The sequence below is a fragment of the Streptomyces sp. NPDC006393 genome (genome assembly GCF_040628575.1).
Taxonomy (GTDB): domain Bacteria; phylum Actinomycetota; class Actinomycetes; order Streptomycetales; family Streptomycetaceae; genus Streptomyces.
The window spans coordinates 1-20,380 of record NZ_JBEXZD010000138.1; the positions used below are offsets into that span (position 1 = coordinate 1).

At 72.9% G+C, this 20,380-nt stretch carries 17 protein-coding genes; 5 read left to right on the top strand and 12 right to left on the bottom strand.

The window, feature by feature from the left end; translation table 11 throughout:
- Nucleotides 1-605 precede the first annotated feature (605 nt).
- Nucleotides 606-1,601, top strand: a complete 996-nt coding sequence (gene trpS / locus ABZ484_RS34645) for a tryptophan--tRNA ligase (protein ID WP_358869934.1) — start codon at nt 606-608, stop codon at nt 1,599-1,601.
- A 55-nt stretch (nt 1,602-1,656) separates the two neighbouring features.
- On the opposite strand, the gene proC is transcribed toward trpS, so the two are convergent.
- From proC to ABZ484_RS34675, 6 genes are all read right to left on the bottom strand, one after another.
- On the bottom strand, nt 1,657-2,466 hold the full coding sequence (gene proC, locus ABZ484_RS34650) for a pyrroline-5-carboxylate reductase (protein WP_358869935.1): 810 nt from the start codon (nt 2,464-2,466) through the stop codon (nt 1,657-1,659).
- A 98-nt stretch (nt 2,467-2,564) separates the two neighbouring features.
- Nucleotides 2,565-3,356, bottom strand: coding sequence for an ABC transporter permease (locus tag ABZ484_RS34655; RefSeq protein WP_358869936.1), 792 nt, complete (start codon nt 3,354-3,356; stop codon nt 2,565-2,567).
- A complete protein-coding gene (locus tag ABZ484_RS34660) occupies nt 3,353-4,168 on the bottom strand; it encodes an ABC transporter ATP-binding protein (RefSeq protein ID WP_358869937.1) in 816 nt (271 codons plus the stop codon). The genes ABZ484_RS34655 and ABZ484_RS34660 overlap by 4 nt, the downstream gene beginning before the upstream one ends.
- Before the next feature lie 60 nt (nt 4,169-4,228).
- Entirely contained in the window at nt 4,229-4,990 is a 762-nt protein-coding gene (locus ABZ484_RS34665; protein WP_358869938.1) for a class I SAM-dependent methyltransferase, read from the bottom strand.
- A 225-nt stretch (nt 4,991-5,215) separates the two neighbouring features.
- Entirely contained in the window at nt 5,216-5,737 is a 522-nt protein-coding gene (locus tag ABZ484_RS34670) for an EamA/RhaT family transporter (RefSeq protein ID WP_358869939.1), read from the bottom strand.
- Between the two features lie 43 nt (nt 5,738-5,780).
- Nucleotides 5,781-6,107, bottom strand: coding sequence for an SH3 domain-containing protein (locus ABZ484_RS34675; RefSeq protein ID WP_358869940.1), 327 nt, complete (start codon nt 6,105-6,107; stop codon nt 5,781-5,783).
- A gap of 202 nt (nt 6,108-6,309) precedes the next feature.
- Between ABZ484_RS34675 and ABZ484_RS34680 the strand changes: the two genes are divergently transcribed.
- The gene (locus ABZ484_RS34680) at nt 6,310-8,409 is read left to right on the top strand and encodes a serine/threonine-protein kinase (protein WP_358869941.1); all 2,100 of its coding nucleotides are present in this window, start codon (nt 6,310-6,312) and stop codon (nt 8,407-8,409) included.
- Nucleotides 8,410-8,466: 57 nt separating this feature from the next.
- Here the strand turns inward: ABZ484_RS34680 and ilvD are convergent, their stop codons facing one another.
- The 4 genes from ilvD to ABZ484_RS34700 form a co-directional block, all read right to left on the bottom strand.
- Nucleotides 8,467-10,320: a dihydroxy-acid dehydratase gene (gene ilvD / locus ABZ484_RS34685; protein ID WP_358869942.1), complete on the bottom strand. Its 1,854-nt coding sequence runs from the start codon at nt 10,318-10,320 to the stop codon at nt 8,467-8,469.
- A 238-nt stretch (nt 10,321-10,558) separates the two neighbouring features.
- A complete protein-coding gene (locus ABZ484_RS34690) occupies nt 10,559-11,215 on the bottom strand; it encodes a TetR family transcriptional regulator (RefSeq protein ID WP_358869943.1) in 657 nt (218 codons plus the stop codon).
- Nucleotides 11,212-12,036, bottom strand: coding sequence for a sugar phosphate isomerase/epimerase (locus ABZ484_RS34695; RefSeq protein ID WP_358869944.1), 825 nt, complete (start codon nt 12,034-12,036; stop codon nt 11,212-11,214). The genes ABZ484_RS34690 and ABZ484_RS34695 overlap by 4 nt, the downstream gene beginning before the upstream one ends.
- Nucleotides 12,037-12,267: 231 nt before the next feature.
- Entirely contained in the window at nt 12,268-13,200 is a 933-nt protein-coding gene (locus tag ABZ484_RS34700) for a Ppx/GppA phosphatase family protein (RefSeq protein ID WP_358869945.1), read from the bottom strand.
- 238 nt (nt 13,201-13,438) lie between these two features.
- Between ABZ484_RS34700 and ABZ484_RS34705 the strand changes: the two genes are divergently transcribed.
- Nucleotides 13,439-14,221: a hypothetical protein gene (locus ABZ484_RS34705; RefSeq protein ID WP_358869950.1), complete on the top strand. Its 783-nt coding sequence runs from the start codon at nt 13,439-13,441 to the stop codon at nt 14,219-14,221.
- Nucleotides 14,222-14,383: 162 nt separating this feature from the next.
- Here ABZ484_RS34705 and ABZ484_RS34710 read toward each other — a convergent pair whose 3' ends face one another.
- A complete protein-coding gene (locus ABZ484_RS34710) occupies nt 14,384-16,282 on the bottom strand; it encodes a hypothetical protein (protein WP_358869946.1) in 1,899 nt (632 codons plus the stop codon).
- A 175-nt stretch (nt 16,283-16,457) separates the two neighbouring features.
- Here ABZ484_RS34710 and radA point away from each other — a divergent pair, with 175 nt between their 5' ends.
- Both radA and disA read left to right on the top strand, forming a co-directional pair.
- Nucleotides 16,458-17,867, top strand: coding sequence for a DNA repair protein RadA (radA, locus tag ABZ484_RS34715; protein ID WP_358869947.1), 1,410 nt, complete (start codon nt 16,458-16,460; stop codon nt 17,865-17,867).
- A 128-nt stretch (nt 17,868-17,995) separates the two neighbouring features.
- Entirely contained in the window at nt 17,996-19,120 is a 1,125-nt protein-coding gene (gene disA / locus ABZ484_RS34720) for a DNA integrity scanning diadenylate cyclase DisA (protein ID WP_358869948.1), read from the top strand.
- Between the two features lie 97 nt (nt 19,121-19,217).
- Here the strand turns inward: disA and ABZ484_RS34725 are convergent, their stop codons facing one another.
- Nucleotides 19,218-20,039, bottom strand: coding sequence for a hypothetical protein (locus tag ABZ484_RS34725; protein ID WP_358869949.1), 822 nt, complete (start codon nt 20,037-20,039; stop codon nt 19,218-19,220).
- Nucleotides 20,040-20,380 lie beyond the last annotated feature (341 nt).

Sequence of the window (20,380 nt, forward strand, 5' to 3'; positions counted from 1 at the left end):
CGGTGTTTCCGACTCTATCAGATCTTTTCCGACCCGATTTCCTCGGTGCTTTCCAGGTTCCCGCTCTCGCGTTTCCCTTTCCGGCGATCCCGACTCTATCAGATCCTTTTCGGCCTGATCCCCGGTCAGCGGGGTTCGTCTTCCCGGCCGTTGGGCCGTTCCGACGAGTGAGACTTTAGCGGATTCCTCGCTCCCGAGCGAATCGGGGGCTGCGCCCTTTCGAACGCGGATTCCTCATTCCGTAAATGCGCACACCGACGACACGACGGCAGACGAATTGCACGACTGTCATCGAAGAGCGGTTGGTACCTACGGAGTGGCTGTCCGGGGACCGACCGGAGTCGGGCTCTCACGTCGGACAACTCGGAGAACACTACGGACCTCGCCAGGGTGTGTCAACTCGCTGCGGGAGGGGTGCTGAGGGCGTAGCCTGGTCGCCATGACTACGCGTACGTACAGCCAGCAGTGGTGGCCCGCCTGACGGCGGCCGCCTCTCACGTACGCATACAACGGCCGCCGCCTCGGCGGCCGTTCTCGTTTCTCCCTCAGGGCTCCTGGGGCCGGCCGTCCGGGGACGGCGGCCACGACCAGGAGATGGAGTGGAGATGACACGGGTCTTCAGCGGGGTCAAGCCGACCGGGCACCTGACGCTCGGGAACTACCTGGGCGCCCTGCGCCGGTGGGCCGAGGTGGACCAGCACCAGGCGGACGCCTTGTTCTGCGTCGTCGATCTGCACGCACTGACCGTGGACCACGACCCGGCGCGGGTGCGCCGGCTCAGCCGGCAGGCGGCGACTCTGCTGCTGGCGTCCGGGCTGGATCCCAGACGGTGCACGGTGTTCGTGCAGAGCCATGTGGACGAGCACGCGCGGCTGTCCTACCTGCTGGAGTGCGTGGCCACGGACGGCGAGATGCGGCGGATGATCCAGTACAAGGAGAAGGCCGCGCGCGAGCAGCGGCGGGGCGGGAGCGTACGGCTGTCGCTGCTGACGTATCCGGCGCTGATGGCGGCGGACATCCTGGCGTACGACACCGACGAGGTCCCGGTCGGGGAGGACCAGACGCAGCACGTGGAGCTGGCGCGGGATCTGGCGGTGCGGTTCAACCATCGGTACGGCCACACGTTCGTGGTGCCGCGAGCGACCGCCCCGAAGGTGGCGGCGCGGGTGATGAACCTTCAGGAACCGACGTCGAAGATGGGGAAGTCGGACGACTCCGGGCCGGGCATCGTCTATCTGCTGGACGAGCCGGAGGTGGTGCGCAAGAAGGTCATGCGGGCCGTGACCGACAGCGGGCAGGACGTCGTCTACGACCGGGAGGAGCGGCCCGGGGTCGCGAACCTGCTGGAGATCCTGGCCGCCTGCGAGGGCGGGGACCCGGAGGCCCTGAGCGGTGCCTACACGTCGTACGGCGCCTTGAAGAAGGACACCGCGGAGGCCGTGGTCGAAGCTCTCAGGCCGGTGCAGGAACGGCACCGGGAGCTGTGCGCGGATCCCGGATATGTGGACGGGGTGTTGCGGGCGGGCGCGGAGAAGGCCCGGGGGATGGCGCGGCCGACGGTGGACGCGGCGTACCGGGCGATCGGGCTGTTGCCCGCCTGAAGGGGCCCGGAAGGGGCCGGCCCGGGCGGCGGCCGCCGCCCGGACCGGCGGAGGGTCAGTTGTTGCCGGAGGCCAGCTCGCGGCTGCGGTCGCGGGCGGCCTCCAGGGCGGCGATGAGGGCGGCGCGTACTCCGTGGTTCTCCAGTTCGCGGATCGCGTTGATCGTCGTGCCGGCCGGGGAGGTGACGTTCTCGCGGAGTCTCACGGGGTGTTCCCCGCTGTCGCGGAGCATCACGGCGGCGCCGATGGCGGACTGGACGATCAGCTCGTGGGCCTTGTCGCGGGGCAGGCCCAGGAGGATTCCGGCGTCGGTCATGGCCTCGACCAGGTAGAAGAAGTACGCCGGGCCGGAGCCGGAGAGGGCGGTGCAGGCGTCCTGCTGCGACTCGGGGACGCGGAGCGTCTTGCCGACCGCGCCGAAGATCTCCTCGGCGTGGGCGAGGTGGTCGGCGGTGGCGTGGGTGCCGGCGGAGATGACGGACATGGCCTCGTCGACGAGGGCGGGTGTGTTCGTCATGACCCGGACGACGGGGGTGCCCGCGGCCAGGCGCTCCTCGAAGAACGAGGTGGGGATGCCCGCCGCTCCGCTGATGACCAGGCGGTCGGCGGGGATGTGGGGGGCGAGCTCGTCGAGGAGGGTCCCCATGTCCTGCGGCTTGACCGTGAGGATCAGGGTGTCGGCGGTCTTGGCGGCCTCCGGGTTGGTGACCGGGGTGACTCCGTGGCGGGCACGGAGTTCCTCGGCCCGTTCGGGGCGGCGGGCGGTGACCAGGAGGTCGGAGGGGGCCCAGCCGGCCCGGATCATTCCGCTGAGCAGGGCTTCGCCGATCTTGCCGGTGCCGAGGACTGCGACTTTCTGGCTCATGAACTCATCCTCGCACCGGCGGTGCGCGCGGCGGTGTGTTGTCCGTCAGGCGGAACGGCGGGGTGGGCGGCGGCCGGCGCCCGTCTGTCGCGCGGGGGCTATGCCGTGCGGCGCCGGAGGGTCGCCGCTCCCAGGCCCAGGACCAGCAGGGCGCAGCCGGCCACGACCAGTACGTCCCGGACGAAGGTGGCGGTGACGTCGGTGTGGCGCATGACCTGGTTCATGCCGTCGACGGCGTAGGACATGGGCAGGACGTCGGAGACGGCCTCCAGGACGGGGTGCATGCGGGAGCGCGGGGTGAACAGGCCGCAGAGCAGGAGCTGGGGGAAGATCACGGCCGGCATGAACTGGACCGCCTGGAACTCGGAGGCCGCGAAGGCGGAGACGAAGAGGCCGAGGGCCGTGCCGAGCAGTGCGTCGAGGAGGGCCACCAGGAGGAGGAGCCATGCGGAGCCGGTGACCTTCAGGCCGAGGATCCACAGTGCCAGGCCGGTGGCGAGGGCGGACTGGACGATCGCGAGGGCGCCGAAGGCGAGGGCGTAGCCGGCGATGAGGTCGCCCTTGCCCAGCGGCATGGCGAGGAGGCGTTCGAGGGTGCCTGAGGTGCGTTCGCGCAGGGTGGCGATCGAGGTCACGAGGAACATCGTGATGAGCGGGAAGATGCCGAGCAGCGAGGCGCCGATGTTGTCGAAGGTGCGCGGGCTGCTGTCGAAGACGTAGCGCAGCAGGACCAGCATGACGCAGGGGACCAGCAGCATCAGGGCGATGGTGCGGGGGTCGTGGCGGAGCTGGCGCAGGACGCGGGCCGCGGTGGCGGTGGTGCGGGCGGCGCTGAGGGCGCGGGTCGGGACGGGGACCGCGGTGAGGGTGGGGGTGGTGGTGCTGGTCATCGTGCTGTCTCCTCGGCGCGGCCTGCGGCGACCGCCTCGTCCACGAGGTGCAGGAAGGCCGCTTCGACGGTCTCGGTGCCGGTGCGGGTGCGGAGCGCCTGCGGGGTGTCCTCGGCGAGGATCCGGCCCTCGCGCATGAGCAGGAGGCGGTGGCAGCGCTCGGCCTCGTCCATGACGTGGGAGGAGACGAGGAGGGTGGTGCCGCGGGCGGCGGCGATGTCGTGGAAGAGGTTCCACAGGTCGCGGCGCAGCACGGGGTCGAGACCGACCGTGGGTTCGTCGAGGACGAGCAGTTCGGGGGTGCCGAGAAGGGCGACCGCGAGGGAGACGCGGCTGCGCTGGCCGCCGGAGAGGTTGCCGGCGAGGGCGTCGGCGTGGCTGGTGAGATCGACGTCGGCGATGGCTCGGGTGACGTTGTCGTGCCGGCGTTCGGCTGTGGCGTGGCCCGGGTCGAGGATGGCGGCGAAGTAGTCGAGGTTCTGGCGGACGGTCAGGTCGTCGTAGACGGAGGGGTGCTGGGTGACGTAGCCGATGCGGGTGCGCAGGGCGGGGTGGCCGGCCGGGAGGCCGAGGACGTCCAGGGTGCCGGTGACGTTGGCCTGGGTGCCGACGATGGCGCGCATCAGCGTCGACTTGCCGCAGCCGGAGGGGCCGAGCAGGCCGGTGATCCGGCCGCGGGGGACGGTGAAGTCCAGGCCGTGCAGGACCGTGCGGGGGCCGCGGACGGCGGTGAGGCCTTCCGCGTGGACGGCGTCGTCGGCGTGGGTGTGCGGGTCCGGTGGCCGGGAGGGGTCGTCAACATTATTCATCATGCGATGATTAACGCGCGTCACGGCACCCTCGTCAAGGGGTGGCGTGGAGGTGATGGAGGGTCAGGACTTCGTGGCGACGAGGAGGAGGACGTCGTAGGTCTCCTCGACGACGCCGTCGGGGAAGACCTTCAGCAGGTGGTCGCGCTCGGCGGCGAGGAAGGCGGTCTTGCGTTCCTCGGGGCAGACCAGGAAGACCGAGTGGCTGGCGATGTTGGCGAGGTGGGTGTCGAGGGGGACGCGGCGGCTCCAGCGCACCTCGCGGCGGGTGAAGTGGAGGCGGCCGCTGGGGTCGGCCAGGTCGGTGCGGGCGGCGCGCTGTTTCTCGGCGGGGACGTCGATGCCGAAGAAGCGGCCGACGCGGCGGCCCGCCTCGGCGATCCACTCGATGTCGAGGGCGTCGGTGTTCCACCAGAGCGCGAGCGCACCGCCGGGACGCAGGACGCGCAGGGCCTCCGGCACGGAGCGGGTGGTGTCGGTCCAGTGCCAGGCCTGGGCGTAGGTGAGGAGGTCGGATGAGGCGTCGGCGAGGGGGAGGGCGTCGCCGTTGCCGCGCACGATCGGGATGCGGGGATGGACCTGGCGGAACTGGGCGGCCATGCCCTCGCCGGGTTCGACGGCCAGCACCTCGGCGCCGCGCTCGTGCAGGAGGGCGGTCGCGATGCCCGTACCGGCGCCGATGTCCGCGACGCGGGCACCGGCGAGGGGGCGGCCGGCCAGTTCCTCGACGGCGTCGAGAAGCGCGGGCGGGTAGGAGGGCCGGTTGGCGGCGTACTGGGCGGCGGCGGCGTTGAAGGAGTGGGCCCGGGCGGAGTGGAGGGGCACGGAGCCGCGCGCGGACGAGGACGCTGCCGGAGACGACGACGGTACGCGGGGTGACGGGGAGGCCTGGGGCGAGGGGGAGGCTTGGGGCGAGGGGGAGGCTTGGGGCGAGGGGGATGCGGTCATACGGCCATGATCCGGCGCCGGTGCGGCCGTGGACAGCGGTTTTCCCCGGCGGGTGTGCCAGGCGCCGGGCGCGAGCGGGCCCGCCGTGTGCAGGAGGGTCGCTCAGGAGCGGCGGCGCTTCTTCGACGGGTTGCCCGAGCGGCGGCCGGCCCGGCGGTCGTGGCGCTCGCGGGCCTCCTGGTACTCCCGGCGGTGCAAGCCCTCGCCGGGGGCCTCGGTGAGGGAGCGGAAGAAGTAGGCGACCAGGGAGCCGATGAAGCCGATGGCGAGCAGGCCGCGCAGGGAGGACTGGCGCTCGGGGTCGGGGCGCTTGGTGAAACCGTCCCAGGTGTGCCGGAAGGCGAGCGCGCTGCACACGGCGAACATGACGACGACCAGCAGCGTGACGAAGGCGCCGGAGCCGGCGATCTGGAGCCCCTCGTAGGCGAAGCGGAGCACGAAGCAGGCGGCCGCGGCGGCCAGCAGCGAGCCGACGGCGACGCCCGCGCGGCGCGCCATGTACCCGTCGTCGTGGTTCACCCAGCTGGTGCCGAAGAAACGCAGGGGCTCGGGCCGGGGGCCGCCGGAGCCGGCGGGGCCCGTGGAGCCCGCGGTGGTGTCCGGGGTGCCGTTCTCGTCGCTCACGGGACGATTATGGCTCCGCCGCGACCGCGGGCTCGGGGCGGGCTCAGCCGCAGCGGGGGGCCACGTAGCCGTCGCTGCCGGTGTGCACGTAGGTGTCCGAGACGAACTGTCCGTTGCCGATGTTGTCCCAGATGCTGGAGGTGCCGTAGTAGCCGGAGACCGTGGTTCCCGGGGTCTGGCAGTAGATGGCCACCTGTGCGCCCTCGGGCAGGACGCGGACGATGCCGTAGCCGGTACCGGGGCCGCTGCGGACGTTGAGGCGGACGCCGGGGGCGACCGAGTAGTAACGCACGGCCGCGGCCGCGGCCTGTGTCCCGGCCTCCCGCTCCGCGCCGTCGTCTCTGACGTCTTCGACACGCTCGACAGACATGTGAACCCTCCCCCGCGAGCCCCATGGCCGTCATGGGGCTTCGTCGACTGCCTTGTTCTCCTTGGATGTGCGATCGTGATCGCGTCATGGGACGCGTGTACGCGACTCGCACGCGAACGCTAGCAAGCCGCCTCGGTCCTGTCCGAGTCTTCGACTAGGCTCCGTGCGTCGCGCGCGCGGACGAACAGCACGGGGGTGGTCCATGACGCCACAGCGCAACACCGGAGCGGGCGCGGAAGCGGAACTTCCGGAATACGCCGGGCACTACCGCCTGGAGTCGTGTCTCGGCTCGGGCGGCATGGGTGTGGTGCACCTGGCCCGCAGCACCTCGGGGCTGAAGCTCGCGGTGAAGGTCGTGCACGCCGAGTTCGCCAAGGACCCCGAGTTCAGGGGGCGTTTCCGGCAGGAGGTGGCGGCGGCCCGCCGGGTCAGCGGAGCCTTCACCGCGCCGGTCGTGGACGCCGATCCGGAGGCCGAACGACCGTGGATGGCCACCCTGTTCATTCCCGGCCCCACGCTGTCCGAGCAGGTGAAGCAGCACGGTCCGATGGCACCGGCCCAGCTGCGGCGACTGATGGCCGGGCTCGCCGAGGCGCTGCGCGACATCCACCGCGTGGGTGTGGTCCACCGGGACCTCAAGCCGAGCAACGTGCTGCTCGCCGAGGACGGGCCCAAGGTCATCGACTTCGGCATCTCGCGGCCGAAGGACAGCGAACTGCGCACGGAGACGGGCAAGTTGATCGGGACGCCACCGTTCATGGCGCCCGAGCAGTTCCGCCGGCCCCGGGAGGTCGGTCCGGCGGCGGACATCTTCGCGCTGGGGTCGGTGCTGGTGCACGCGGCGACCGGGCGGGGGCCCTTCGACTCCGACAGTCCGTACGTCGTCGCCTACCAGGTCGTGCACGACGAGCCGGACCTGACCGGTGTGCCGGTGGACCTGGCGCCGCTCGTGCTGCGCTGTCTCGCCAAGGAGCCCGAGGACCGGCCCACCCCGGACGAGTTGATGCGGGAACTGCGGACGGTGGCGGCGTCGTACGACACCCAGGCGTTCGTGCCGGACCAGCGGGCGAGCGGTCCGCCCCGGCCGGGGCCCGAGCCCGTCGCCGGGCGGACGGCTCAGCGGGGTCCGACGCGGCGCGTGCGCACACGGACCGCCCTGATGGCCGTGGCACTCGGTCTTGTCGTGGCGGGCGCCTTCGGCTCCGTCCGGTTGCTAGGCGGCGACGGTCCCGCCGCCTCCGGCACCACGCCTCGGACCACGCCCGCCGGGTTCGAGGCGTGGCAGGCGAAGCCGGTGTCCGCGCAGCCGGGGGTACCGCAGTGCGCGTTCGGCACCGGCAGGTTGTTCTGCGCGCGGTCCGGCGTGGTGTTCGCCCTGGACCCGGGCGACGGCGCGGTGCTGTGGCGGCGCCCCATCACCGGGACCGGCAGACTGACTCCCGTGCTCTCGGGCGGCCTGGTGCACGTGGCCACGTCGCACGGCGGGCGTCTGGCCGCGCTCGACCCTTCGTCCGGCAGGACACGCGGGGAGCGGGACATGCCTGCGCAGGGCGGACGGGCGTTCGCGGGCGGCATGCTTCTGCTCGCCCGGGCGGACGGGACGGTCACCGGTGTGGACAGCGCCTCGGGCTCGACTCGGTGGAACCGGCGGATCGCGACCTACGGCCTGCCGTCCCTCGCCTCGTTTCCCGGGAACCCGTCGGCGTATGCGACGAGCACGTCCGGCGACGGGACCCGCACGCGGATCACCGCCGTGGACCCCGCTACGGGCGCCGTGCGCTGGGAGGCGCGGCTGCCGGGGTATCTGACGCCGGTCGGCGCCCAGGGAGGATCGATTTTCCTGCTCGACCTCGACAGGGTCACCGGAGACGCGAAAGCGGTCGTCCGGTACACGACCGCGTCCCGCGAGACGCGCCGGGTCGCACTGCCCGTCCGGCTCCAGAGTCCGCAGGCCGGGGTACGGGACGGCGTCGTGAACCTCATGGCGTCCGGCGGGGCGTTGGAGGCGGTGGACATGGACGCGGGAAAGCGGCTGTGGCACCTGGAGACGGCGGTGAGCCGCGGCTCGGCACCGGTCTCCGACGGGCGGCACGTCTACGTCGTCGCCGCCGACGGGCGGCTGCTCGCCGTGGACGCGCGGACGGGCCGGCTCGTCGGGCAGACACCGCCACGGCTCGGCGCCCACGCGGACAAGGTCGCGGGCGACCTGGCACCACCCGTCCTCGCCGCCGGTCACGTCTACGCCGGCGCGCCCGACGGCACCGTCTTCGCCGTGGACGGGCGGGATCCGGCGAGCTGGTGACATGCGGCAAGGGCCGCCCCCGCGAGGGAGCGGCCCTTGCCGTCGGGTCGGCGGTGGTCAGCCGAGCTTGGTCACGTCCCGGACCGCGCCCTTGTCCGCGCTGGTCGCCATCGCGGCGTAGGCGCGCAGGGCGGCGGAGATCTTGCGGTCGCGGTTCCGGGGGGCGTAGGTGCCGTTCAGGGCCTGCTCGCGGCGGGCGAGTTCCTGCTCGTCCACCAGGAGTTCGATGGTGCGGCCGGGGATGTCGATGCGGATGCGGTCGCCGTCCTCGACGAGTGCGATCGTGCCGCCGGAGGCCGCCTCGGGGGAGGCGTGGCCGATGGACAGGCCCGAGGTGCCGCCGGAGAAGCGGCCGTCGGTGACCAGGGCGCAGGCCTTGCCCAGGCCGCGGCCCTTCAGGTACGAGGTCGGGTAGAGCATCTCCTGCATGCCGGGGCCCCCCTTGGGGCCCTCGTAGCGGATGACGACGACGTCGCCCTCCTTGACCTGCTGGGTGAGGATCTTCTGGACGGCCTCCTCCTGCGACTCGCAGACGACCGCCGGGCCCTCGAAGGTCCAGATCGACTCGTCGACGCCCGCCGTCTTCACCACACAGCCGTCGACGGCCAGGTTGCCCCTGAGGACGGCCAGGCCGCCGTCCTTCGAGTACGCGTGCTCGACGCTACGGATGCAGCCGTTCTCGGCGTCCTCGTCCAGGGCCTCCCAGCGCTCCGACTGCGAGAAGGCCTCGGAGGACCTCTCGCACCCGGGCGCCGCGTGCCACAGCTCCACCGCCTCGGGGGACGGGGAGCCGCCGCGGACGTCCCAGGTCTTCAGCCAGTCCGCCAGGGAGGGGCTGTGCACCGCGTGCACGTCCTCGTTGAGCAGGCCCGCGCGGTGCAGTTCGCCGAGCAGGGCGGGGATGCCGCCGGCCCGGTGCACGTCCTCCATGTAGTACGTGCGGTTCTTGGCGACGTTGGGCGCCACCTTCGCCAGGCACGGAACCCGGCGGGAGACCGCGTCGATCTGCTCCAGGCCGAAGGGGACGCCCGCTTCCTGGGCCGCCGCCAGCAGGTGCAGGATCGTGTTCGTGGAGCCGCCCATCGCGATGTCCAGGGCCATCGCGTTCTCGAAGGCCTGGAAGGTGGCGACGGAGCGCGGCAGGACGGTGTCGTCGTCCTGCTCGTAGTAGCGGCGGGTGAGGTCCATCACCGTGCGGGCCGCGTTCTCGTAGAGCGCCCTGCGGGCGGTGTGGGTGGCGAGGACCGAGCCGTTGCCGGGCAGGGAGAGGCCGATCGCCTCGGTCAGGCAGTTCATCGAGTTGGCGGTGAACATGCCGGAACAGCTGCCGCAGGTCGGGCAGGCGTTCTCCTCGATACGGAGGATGTCCTCGTCGGAGATCTTGTCGTTGACGGCTTCGGACATCGCGTCGACCAGGTCGAGGGTGCGGACGGTGCCGTCGACCAGGGTGGCGCGGCCGGCCTCCATGGGGCCGCCGGAGACGAAGACCGTCGGGATGTTCAGGCGCAGGGCGGCCATCAGCATGCCCGGGGTGATCTTGTCGCAGTTGGAGATGCAGACCAGGGCGTCGGCGCAGTGGGCCTCGACCATGTACTCGACGCTGTCGGCGATCAGGTCGCGGGAGGGCAGCGAGTACAGCATGCCGCCGTGGCCCATCGCGATGCCGTCGTCGACCGCGATGGTGTTGAACTCGCGCGGGATGCCGCCCGCCTCCTTGACCGCCTCGCTGACGATCCGGCCGACCGGCGCCAGGTGGGTGTGGCCGGGCACGAACTCGGTGAAGCTGTTGGCGATGGCGATGATCGGCTTCCGGCCGATGTCCGCACCGGGTACACCGGAGGCGCGCATAAGGGCGCGGGCGCCCGCCATGTTGCGGCCGTGGGTGACTGTGCGGGACCTCAGCTCGGGCATCGTCGCTCGCTCCTTCGGAGAGTTCTGCCTCAGGGTCCTGCCGGGAGGCCGGCAGGCCGTGGTGTGGCATGGCATCGTGGCAGAGTTCTGACGCAGTCGAGCGTACGCCGGTCATCCACGGGGCGGGACGCGCTGTCCGGAATGCGGGACGCGTGTCTCGGGGGGCCGGTCGGACGACCACGGGCCGCCGGTCGGACGCGCCACAGGCCGCCGGTCGGACGCGCCACGGGCCGCCGGGTCAGGGGCCCGTGAAGTGCCTCTGCACGACCGGTGCCACGCGGGTGATGATCTGCTCCACGTCCGCCGACGCCAGCGGCTCCAGCCTGATCACGTACCGCAGCATCGCGCACCCCACCAGCTGCGCGGCCGCCAGTTCGGCGCTCAGCTCCGCGTCCGGCTGTTCGAGCCGCCCGGCGATGCGGCGCAGCAGCTGGGAGGCGACCAGGCGGCGGAAGACCGCGGCGGCGGTGTCGTTGTTCATCGCGGAACGGACGATCGCCAGCAGGGGTGTGCGGGTGGTGGGGTTCTCCCAGATGCCGAAGAAGAAGCGGGTCAGGCGTTCGCCGACCCCCTCCAGCGGGGCGTCGGCGATCACGTACGACGCGCTCAGGGCGGGCGCGAAGGCCACCTCGATCGCCGCTTCGAACACCTGCTCCTTGGTGCCGAAGTAGTGGTGGACGAGGGCCGAGTCGACTCCGGCCGCCTTGGCGATGCCGCGCACGGACGTCTTCTCGTAGCCGCGCTCGGAGAACTCCTCGCGGGCCGCGGTCAGGATGCGGTCCCGGGTGTCCCCCGCCTCCTCCCGTCGGGGGCGCCCACGGCCCCGGCCGCTCCGGCCGGGCGTGCCGGATCCGGGGCCGGCCGTGCCGGAATCCCGGCTGGTCGTGTCGGTCATCGCCTGGGCACCCGCACCGTCGAGGCCAGGTGCAGCCGGGTGAAGGCCAGGGCCTCGGCGAGGTCGGCCTCGCGCTCCGCGCTGGACATGGCACGGCGGGTGTTGACCTCGATGACGACATGGCCGTCGAAACCGGAGGTGGCGAGACGTTCCAGCAGCTCGGCGCAGGGCTGGCTGCCGCGGCCGGGCACGAGGTGCTCGTCCTTCGCCGAGCCCTTGCCGTCGGCGAGGTGGACGTGGCCGAGGCGGTCGCCCATGCGCTCGACCATCCGCAGCGCGTCGGTGCGGGCCGTGGCCGCGTGGCTGAGGTCGATCGTGAAGTGGCGGTAGTCGTCCTTCGTGACGTCCCAGTCGGGGGCGTAGGCGAGCATCTCGCGGTCCCGGTAGCGCCACGGGTACATGTTCTCCACGGCGAACCGCACATCCGTCTCGTTCGCCATCCGCCAGATCCCGTTCACGAAGTCACGGGCGTACTGGCGCTGCCAGCGGAACGGCGGGTGGACGACGACGGTGCTCGCGCCCAGCTTCTCCGCGGCCGCCCGGGCGCGCTGGAGCTTGACCCAGGGGTCGGTGGACCACACCCGCTGGGTGATCAGCAGACAGGGGGCGTGCACGGCGAGGATCGGTATCCCGTGGTAGTCGCTGAGCCTGCGCAGCGCGTCGATGTCCTGGCTGACCGGGTCGGTCCACACCATGACCTCGACACCGTCGTAGCCGAGGCGCGCGGCGATCTCGAAGGCCGTCGCCGTCGACTCCGGATACACGGAGGCCGTCGACAGGGCGACCTTCGCATCCGGGATGCGCACGACGGGTTCCACCACGAGGGACAGGTTACGGGGTGCGCTTGGGTGACGCGGGGTGCCCGCTCGCGGGTGAGGTGTATGTCTCGATGCCGGCCCCCGTCTCCATGCCGGCCTCCGTATCCATGCCGACCCACGTCTCCACGCCGACTCCGGTCGCCGTGCCGACTCCGGTCGCCGTGCCGACTCCGGTCGCCCTGCCGACTCCGGTCGCCCAGCCGGCTCCGGTCGCCGTGCCGGCTGCCCCGGTCTCTACGCCGAGCCCATGTGATCCAGGCGCCGGAGGATCACTCCCTCCCGCAGCGCCCAGGGGCAGATCTCCAGGCGTTCCACACCGAAGAGGTCCATCGCGCCCTCGGCGACCAGGGCGCCGGCCAGCAGCTGGCCCGCGCGGCCGTCGGAGACTCCGGGCAGCTCGGCGCGCTCGTCGGTCGTCATGGCGGCCAGGCGCGGCACCCACGCCTCCAGGGACTCCCGCTTCAGCTCGCGCTGGACGTAGAGGCCCTCGGCGGAGCGGGCCGCCCCGGCGATGCGGGCGAGCTGGCGGAACGTCTTGGAGGTGGCGACCACGTGGTCCGGGGCGCCGAAGCGGCTGAACTCGCCGACCGTCCGCGCGATCTCCGCGCGCACATGGCGGCGCAGCGCCCTGACGTCCTCGGGGTCGGGCGGGTCGCCGTGCAGCCAGCCGGCGGTGAGGCGGCCCGCGCCGAGCGGCAGCGACACGGCCGCGTCGGGGTCCTCGTCGATGCCGTACGCGATCTCCAGCGAGCCGCCGCCGATGTCCAGGACCAGCAGCTTCCCGGCGGACCAGCCGAACCAGCGGCGGGCGGCGAGGAAGGTGAGGCGTGCCTCCTCCTCGCCGCTGAGCACCTGGAGCTCGACGCCGGTCTCGGCCCGCACACGGGCGAGGACGTCGTCGGCGTTCCCGGCCTCCCGCACGGCGGAGGTCGCGAACGGCAGCAGGTCCTCCACGCCCTTGTCCTCGGCGGCCTGGAGCGCGTCCCGGACCACGGCGGTCAGTCTCTCGACGCCTTCGGGGCCGATCGCACCCTCCTCGTCGAGGAGTTGGGCGAGCCGCAGCTCCACCTTGTGCGAGTGCGCGGGCAGCGGGCGCGCGCCGGGGTGCGCGTCGACCACCAGCAGATGCACCGTGTTGGAACCCACATCGAGGACACCGAGTCTCATGTACGGAACGCTACTGCCCCCTGCGCCGCGCTCCACCCCGGTTGCCCGGTCCGGTTCGCCGCGGCTGGCCGGTCCGGTTCCGCCGCGGATGCCCGGTCCGGGTCCGCCGCAGGTGTCCGGTCCGCGGCGGTCCCGGCGCGGGTGCCGGGCGACTTACTCTGGACGCGTGCCAAAGACGAAAAAGGCGAAGACCGATAAATCGGCGGCTTCCGCGGGCTCGGGGAGGGCGGCGAAAGCCGTGCTGCCGGAGCCGAAGCGGAAGGAGCACTCGGAGCCCGACGAGAAGGGGCTGGACTTCGCACGGGCGTGGGTGGAGTTCCCGGACCCGGCGGACGACGAGCAGGTCTTCCGCTGCGATCTGACCTGGCTGACCTCTCGCTGGAACTGCATCTTCGGCAGCGGCTGCCAGGGCATCCAGGAGGGCCGCGCGGACGACGGGTGCTGCACGCTGGGCGCGCACTTCTCCGACGAGGACGACGAGCGGCGCGTCGCCGAGCATGTGGCCAGGCTCACACCGGACATCTGGCAGAACCACGCCGAGGGCACGAAGAACGGCTGGGTGACCGAGGACGAGGAGGGTTCCCGGCAGACCCGCCCCTTCCAGGGGTCGTGCATCTTCCAGAACCGGCACGGTTTCCCCGGCGGCATGGGCTGCTCGCTGCACATCCTGGCGCTCCGGGAGGGCCGCGAGCCGCTGGAGACCAAGCCGGACGTGTGCTGGCAGCTGCCGATCCGGCGGACCTTCGAGTGGATCGACCGCCCCGACGACACGCGGGTGCTCCAGGTGTCGATCGGTGAGTACGACCGCCGGGGCTGGGGTCCGGGCGGCCACGACCTGCACTGGTGGTGCACCTCGGCGACGTCGGCGCACGGCGCGGGCGAGCCCGTGTACGTCTCCTACCGGGCGGAGCTGACCGAGCTGATGGGCAAGGCCGGCTACGACCGCCTGGTCGAGTTCTGCGAGGAACGGCTGGCCTCGCGGCGGCCGCTGTCGGCACCCCATCCGGCGGATCCCGCCTGATCCCGCCTGGTCCGGTCCGGTCCCGCTTGAGCCCGGTCCGGTCCGGGTCCGCTTGAGCCCGCATGGTCCGGTCCGGACCGGTCCCGCCTGGTCCGGTTCGGTCCCGCTTGATCCCGCGGCCGTGCACCTGGCTTCCGGCCAAGGCCCGTCCGACCGGCTCGGCTAAGGCCTGTCCGGCGGGCTCGGCGCGCCGTCGCCGCTGTCCTGAGGCGGGGTGGGGCCGCCGGGTCCGGACGGTGACGATCCGGTGGGCGTCGGGGTCGGGGTCGGGCCGTCGGTCGGGCCGGGCGATGTGGGCGGGGGGTCGCTCGGGGTCGGGCTGGAGGGGCTCGTGGGGGCCGTCCGCGTGGGCGTCGGGTGCGGGGCGGTGGTCGGAGACGTGTCGGCCGGGTGCGTGGTGGCCGGGGCGGAGGGGCCGGGTGCCGTGCCGTAGCCGTCGATGGAGACCACGGCTCCGGCGGGTGCGATCGCCACCCGCGCGCTCCAGTGGCCGGACGGCTCGCGCAGATGGTCGACGTACACCTTGATCGTCAACGACTCGCCGGGCTTCAGGGTTCCCGAGGCGCGGCTCAGGTAGAGCCAGGGCACGCCGGTGGACGCCGACCAGCGGACCGGCGCCGGACCGGAGGCGGTCAGGGTGACCAGTGTGGTGTCGCCGGCGCCGGTGGCGGTCACGGTCAGGTGGCCGGCCTTGGGCCCGGCGCCGCCGCCCCGGACGCTGACGACCTCCACGGAGACGTCCGGCCTCGCGCCCCCGCCGAAACCGGCGTCGGGTCCGGGTCGGGCGTTGCCCGCGTTCTCGTAGCCGTCGCCGGTCTCCTCGCCGGCCAGGGCGCCGTGGTCGTGGGCCTCGCGCGCGGTGGCCGACGGGCCGCCCTGGCCCTCCCCGGTCGGGGTGCCCCGGTAGGCGGCCCACAGGGCCAGTACGGGCGCGGCGACGACCGTGGCGACCACCGTCGTCGTGACGGCACGCGCGCGCAGACGGTCCCTGCGGGCCGCGCGGTCCTTGGGGTCCATCGGGAAGCCGCGCCGGTCGAAGCGGGGAGCGGCGCCCCGCGCGCGCGGGTGGTGCGCCATGGCGACGTGCAGGTCCGTGCGGGGGGCCTGGAGGACGGGCAGCTCGGCGGGGGTGACGCCGGCGCCGGGCCACCGGCCGGGGATCGCGCGCTCGGCGGTACGACGGCAGCGCGGACAGTCGTCGACGTGCCGGACGAGCTCACGCCGCAGTGCCGCGCTGAGCACGAGCGGGCTGCCCCCGGTGAGCGCGCTCACAGCCGGGCAGCCGCCGGTCTCGACGACGGCCAGCGCCGCGCGGGTGCGCTCCACCTCGCAGGCCGCGGAGGCGAGCAGGTCGCGGGCGGCGGCGAGGTCCATGCCGAGGACCGCGGCGACCTCGTGGCCGGCGAGGCGGTGGCGTACGGCGAGTTCGAGGGCCTCGCGCTGCTCGGGGCTGGTACCGGCGGCCTCCGGCCAGGCCAGCAGTGCCAGTTCGCGCCGCCGCCGCTCCTGGACGTCCTCGGGAGGGGGCGCGGTGGCCGGTGCGGCCGGGCCGGGCGGTCGGCCCGTGCCCTGCCGCCCCTTCGTTCCCTGCCGCCCGTCGGCCGCGGGCTGCTGCCCGCCCGCGCCGCGGCGGTGACCCGTGCCCTGCCCGGTGCCGGGGCTCTGCCGGGAGCCGGGGCCTTGCCGGGAGCCGGGGCCCCGGCCGTCGTCGGCGTGGCGGCCCGCGGCGTGCGTGGCCTGACGTTTCTGCTTGGCCTCGGCCAGCTTGCGCAGGCACGCCCAGCGGGCCAGCGCGTACAGCCACGCCCGCCGGTCCTGCGGGCTCGGCACCACGCGCTGCCCGCGCCGCTCGGCGTACGTCAGCGCGTCCCCGAGGGCGGCGGTCGCCGTGTCGTGGTCGCACAGCACGGACAGGCAGTAGGTGAACAGGCCGTCGAGATGGGGCTCGTAGCGCGCGGGCGGATGCTGCGCCAGTGTGCGCGCGGCAGCGCGGTCGCGCGCCTCGCGGTGCGTCCGGTGCGCACCGGTCGTACGGGTCGAGGTGTCCGGACTGCTGCTCATCACCCGTGCGACCGTAGGCGGCGAGGGTTCGTCCGTTCTTCCCCGTTGCGCACTTTTAATCCGTACGGGTGAAACGATCCCTCATGGAAGGGCGGGGATCTTCCGCGGTCTTCCGCGCCGCGTCCGGGGCGGCCGGGGCCGCTGGTTGTCAGTGCCTGCGGCTACGGTTTCCCGCATGGCTGCCCGTACGAAGACCACCAAGGACCGCCCGTCCTACCGCTGCACCGAATGCGGCTGGCAGACGGCCAAGTGGCTCGGCCGCTGCCCCGAGTGCCAGGCCTGGGGCACGATCGAGGAGTACGGCGCGCCCGCGGTCCGAACGACGACGCCTGGCCGCGTCACCACCTCGGCCGTGCCCATCGGCCAGGTCGACGGCCGCCGGGCCACCGCCCGCTCCACCGGCGTGCCCGAGCTCGACCGTGTCCTCGGCGGCGGGCTCGTGCCGGGGGCCGTCGTCCTCCTCGCCGGAGAGCCCGGCGTCGGCAAGTCCACGCTGCTGCTGGACGTGGCCGCCAAGGCGGCGAGCGACGAGCACCGCACCCTCTACGTCACGGGTGAGGAGTCCGCGAGCCAGGTCCGGCTGCGTGCCGACCGCATCGGCGCCATCGACGACCATCTGTACCTGGCCGCCGAGACCGACCTGGCCGCCGTCCTCGGCCATCTGGACGCGGTGAAGCCCTCGCTGCTCGTCCTGGACTCGGTGCAGACCGTGGCCTCCCCGGAGATCGACGGCGCGCCCGGTGGCATGGCGCAGGTGCGGGAGGTGGCGGGGGCACTGATCCGCGCCTCCAAGGAGCGCGGGATGTCCACCCTGCTCGTGGGCCATGTCACCAAGGACGGTGCGATCGCGGGCCCGCGCCTGCTGGAGCACCTGGTGGACGTGGTGCTGCACTTCGAGGGCGACCGGCACGCGCGCCTGCGCCTGGTCCGAGGGGTGAAGAACCGCTACGGCGCGACGGACGAGGTGGGCTGCTTCGAGCTGCACGACGAGGGGATCACGGGCCTGGCCGATCCCAGCGGCCTGTTCCTGACCCGCCGCGACGAGCCGGTGCCGGGCACCTGCCTGACGGTGACCCTGGAGGGCCGCCGCCCGCTGGTCGCCGAGGTCCAGGCGCTCACCGTCGACTCCCAGATCCCCTCCCCGCGCCGTACCACGTCGGGCCTGGAGACCTCCCGGGTCTCGATGATGCTGGCCGTGCTGGAGCAGCGGGGCCGGATCAGCGCGCTGGGCAAGCGGGACATCTACTCCGCGACGGTCGGCGGGGTGAAGCTGTCCGAGCCGGCCGCCGACCTCGCCGTCGCCCTCGCCCTGGCGTCCGCGGCGAGCGACACACCGCTGCCGAAGAATCTCGTCGCGATCGGCGAGGTGGGCCTGGCGGGCGAGGTCAGACGGGTCACGGGCGTGCAGCGCCGCCTCGCGGAGGCCCACCGCCTCGGCTTCACGCACGCCCTGGTGCCGGGCGACCCGGGCAAGATCCCGCCCGGCATGAAGGTCCTGGAAGTGGCCGACATAGGGGACGCGCTGCGGGTGCTGCCGCGCTCGCGTCGCCGGGAGGCCCCACGGGAGCAGGAGGACCGCCGGTAGACTTTGCCCTGGTCTCGCCCGTCCGTACGAACCGAGTGTGCGAAACGGGAGCGCCCGGAGAACCTGCGACGAGTGAGCCCGTGGGGGCGCCCCGGAGGCGAACGAGCATCCAAAAGCGGAGGAGTGCAGTGGCAGCCAACGACCGGGCGGCAGCTCCCGGAAAGTCCGGCGGGAGTTCCGGCGCCGATGGCCTGATGCGCGCCTCACTGAGCGCCGTGGCGCCCGGAACGGCCCTGCGGGACGGTCTGGAGCGGGTGCTCCGCGGCAACACCGGCGGCCTGATCGTGCTCGGCGCGGACAAGACCGTGGAGTCGATGTGCACGGGCGGCTTCGTCCTGGACGTCGAGTTCACGGCGACGCGGCTGCGGGAGCTGTGCAAGCTGGACGGCGGCATCGTGCTGTCCTCGGACCTGTCCAAGATCCTGCGGGCCGGCGTGCAGCTGGTCCCGGACCCCACGATCCCCACGGAGGAGACGGGCACGCGGCACCGCACCGCGGACCGCGTCAGCAAGCAGGTCGGCTTCCCCGTCGTCTCCGTCTCGCAGTCGATGCGGCTGATCGCCCTCTACGTCGACGGCCAGCGCCGGGTCCTGGAGGACTCCGCGGCGATCCTCTCCCGCGCCAACCAGGCCTTGGCCACCCTGGAGCGCTACAAGCTCCGCCTGGACGAGGTGGCGGGCACGCTGTCGGCCCTGGAGATCGAGGACCTGGTGACGGTCCGCGACGTCTCGGCGGTCGCGCAGCGCCTGGAGATGGTGCGCCGGATCGCCACCGAGATCGCCGAGTACGTGGTGGAGCTGGGCACCGACGGCCGCCTTCTGGCGCTCCAGCTGGACGAGTTGATCGCGGGCGTGGAGCCCGAGCGCGAGCTGGTCGTACGGGACTACGTCCCCGAGCCCACGGCCAAGCGCTCCCGCACGGTCGAGGAGGCGCTGGTCGAGCTCGACAAGCTCTCCCACGCCGAACTGCTGGAGATGTCCACCGTCGCCCGTGCCCTGGGCTACACCGGCTCGCCGGAGACGCTGGACTCGGCCGTCTCCCCCCGCGGCTTCCGCCTGCTGGCCAAGGTCCCCCGGCTGCCCGGCGCCATCATCGACCGCCTGGTCGAACACTTCGGCGGCCTCCAGAAGCTCCTCGCGGCCAGCGTCGACGACCTCCAGACGGTGGACGGCGTCGGCGAGGCCCGGGCCCGCAGCGTCCGCGAGGGCCTGTCGCGGCTGGCGGAGTCGTCGATCCTGGAGCGGTACGTCTGAGGACGTGGGTACTGGTGAGGACACAGGTACGCCGTACGCGGCTGCGTCCAGCAGGCAGCACGCGGTACGGCGGTGAGTTTCCGCCGGCCGGCCGGCGCTAGTCCGCCGACAGCACGAACGACGTCTGAAGCTTGCCGTAGCCCGGCACCTTCGCCTCCACCAGGTACGTCCCCGCCCCGGCCGAGCCCGCCGGAGGCGTCGCGCACTGCGGGGCGCTCGGCTTGCGGTCCCAGCGCAGGGTGTAGGTGACGGCGCTGCCCGCCGGCACCCGGTACAGCAGGTTTCCGGCCGTCTTCGGACAGTCGTCCGAGGACCAGTAGTCGGTGCTGCTGTCGGCCTTGCTGATCGTGAGCACCGCGGACTTCGGCCCGAGGTCGACCTTGCAGTCGGTACCGGAGGAGTTCTTCGCCGTCAGTTCGAAGGTCGGCGTCTGACCGGGCGCGTAGGTGTTGTGCACACTGCGCAGGGTCAACGAGACCGCCCCGGACGCGCAGTTGGGAAGCGTGCTGCCGGCCGGCAGCACGGCGCCCGTACCGGCACCGCCGTCCGCGTCGTCGCCCGAGCCTCCACCGGATCCGGAGCCGGAACCCGAGCCGTCCCCGCCCGGCGCGCCGGAAGCGGTGCCGCCGCCCGATGCGGACCCCGATCCGCCGGAGTCCCCGCCGCCGGACTCGTCACGTCCGCCGGGGTGTTGGCTGATCGCCGGACCGGAACCGGAGGGTCCCGGGGTGATGGTGGAGGGCGTGGGATGCTTGCCGTCGGACGCGCTGCCGCTGTTCTTGTGGCCCCCGCCGCCGCCCGAGGTGACGATCCAGACGACCAGCAGGGCCAACAGGGCGACCACGGACAGCAGTACGACCCTCCGTCGCCAGTAGATGGAGGAGGGAAGCGGCCCGACCGGATTGCGCAGAGATCCCACGGCCCAAACTGTACGAGAGATCGTGGCCTTCCCCCGCCCCACCCGCCGCGCCGACCACAACTTTTCCGGATCATCATTCGAGCAACGCCCGTACAGAAGGCCTCCTTTGCGGTCGCCGTAACCGAACAGTGACGGTCGGTGACGACACCGGGCCGCGCGGGATCACGCGGCCGTCCATCCCCACGTGGCAGGATCGGAAGCGCCATGACTGCGCCCACACTGCCCCCGCACAGCCCCACCCCCCCGGCCACCACCCCGGCCACCGCCCCCGCCACCGACGCCGTCGCGGCGACCGGCGCGGCCAGGGAGCCGTAGATGGTGGGGCCCTCGACGGTGCTGGT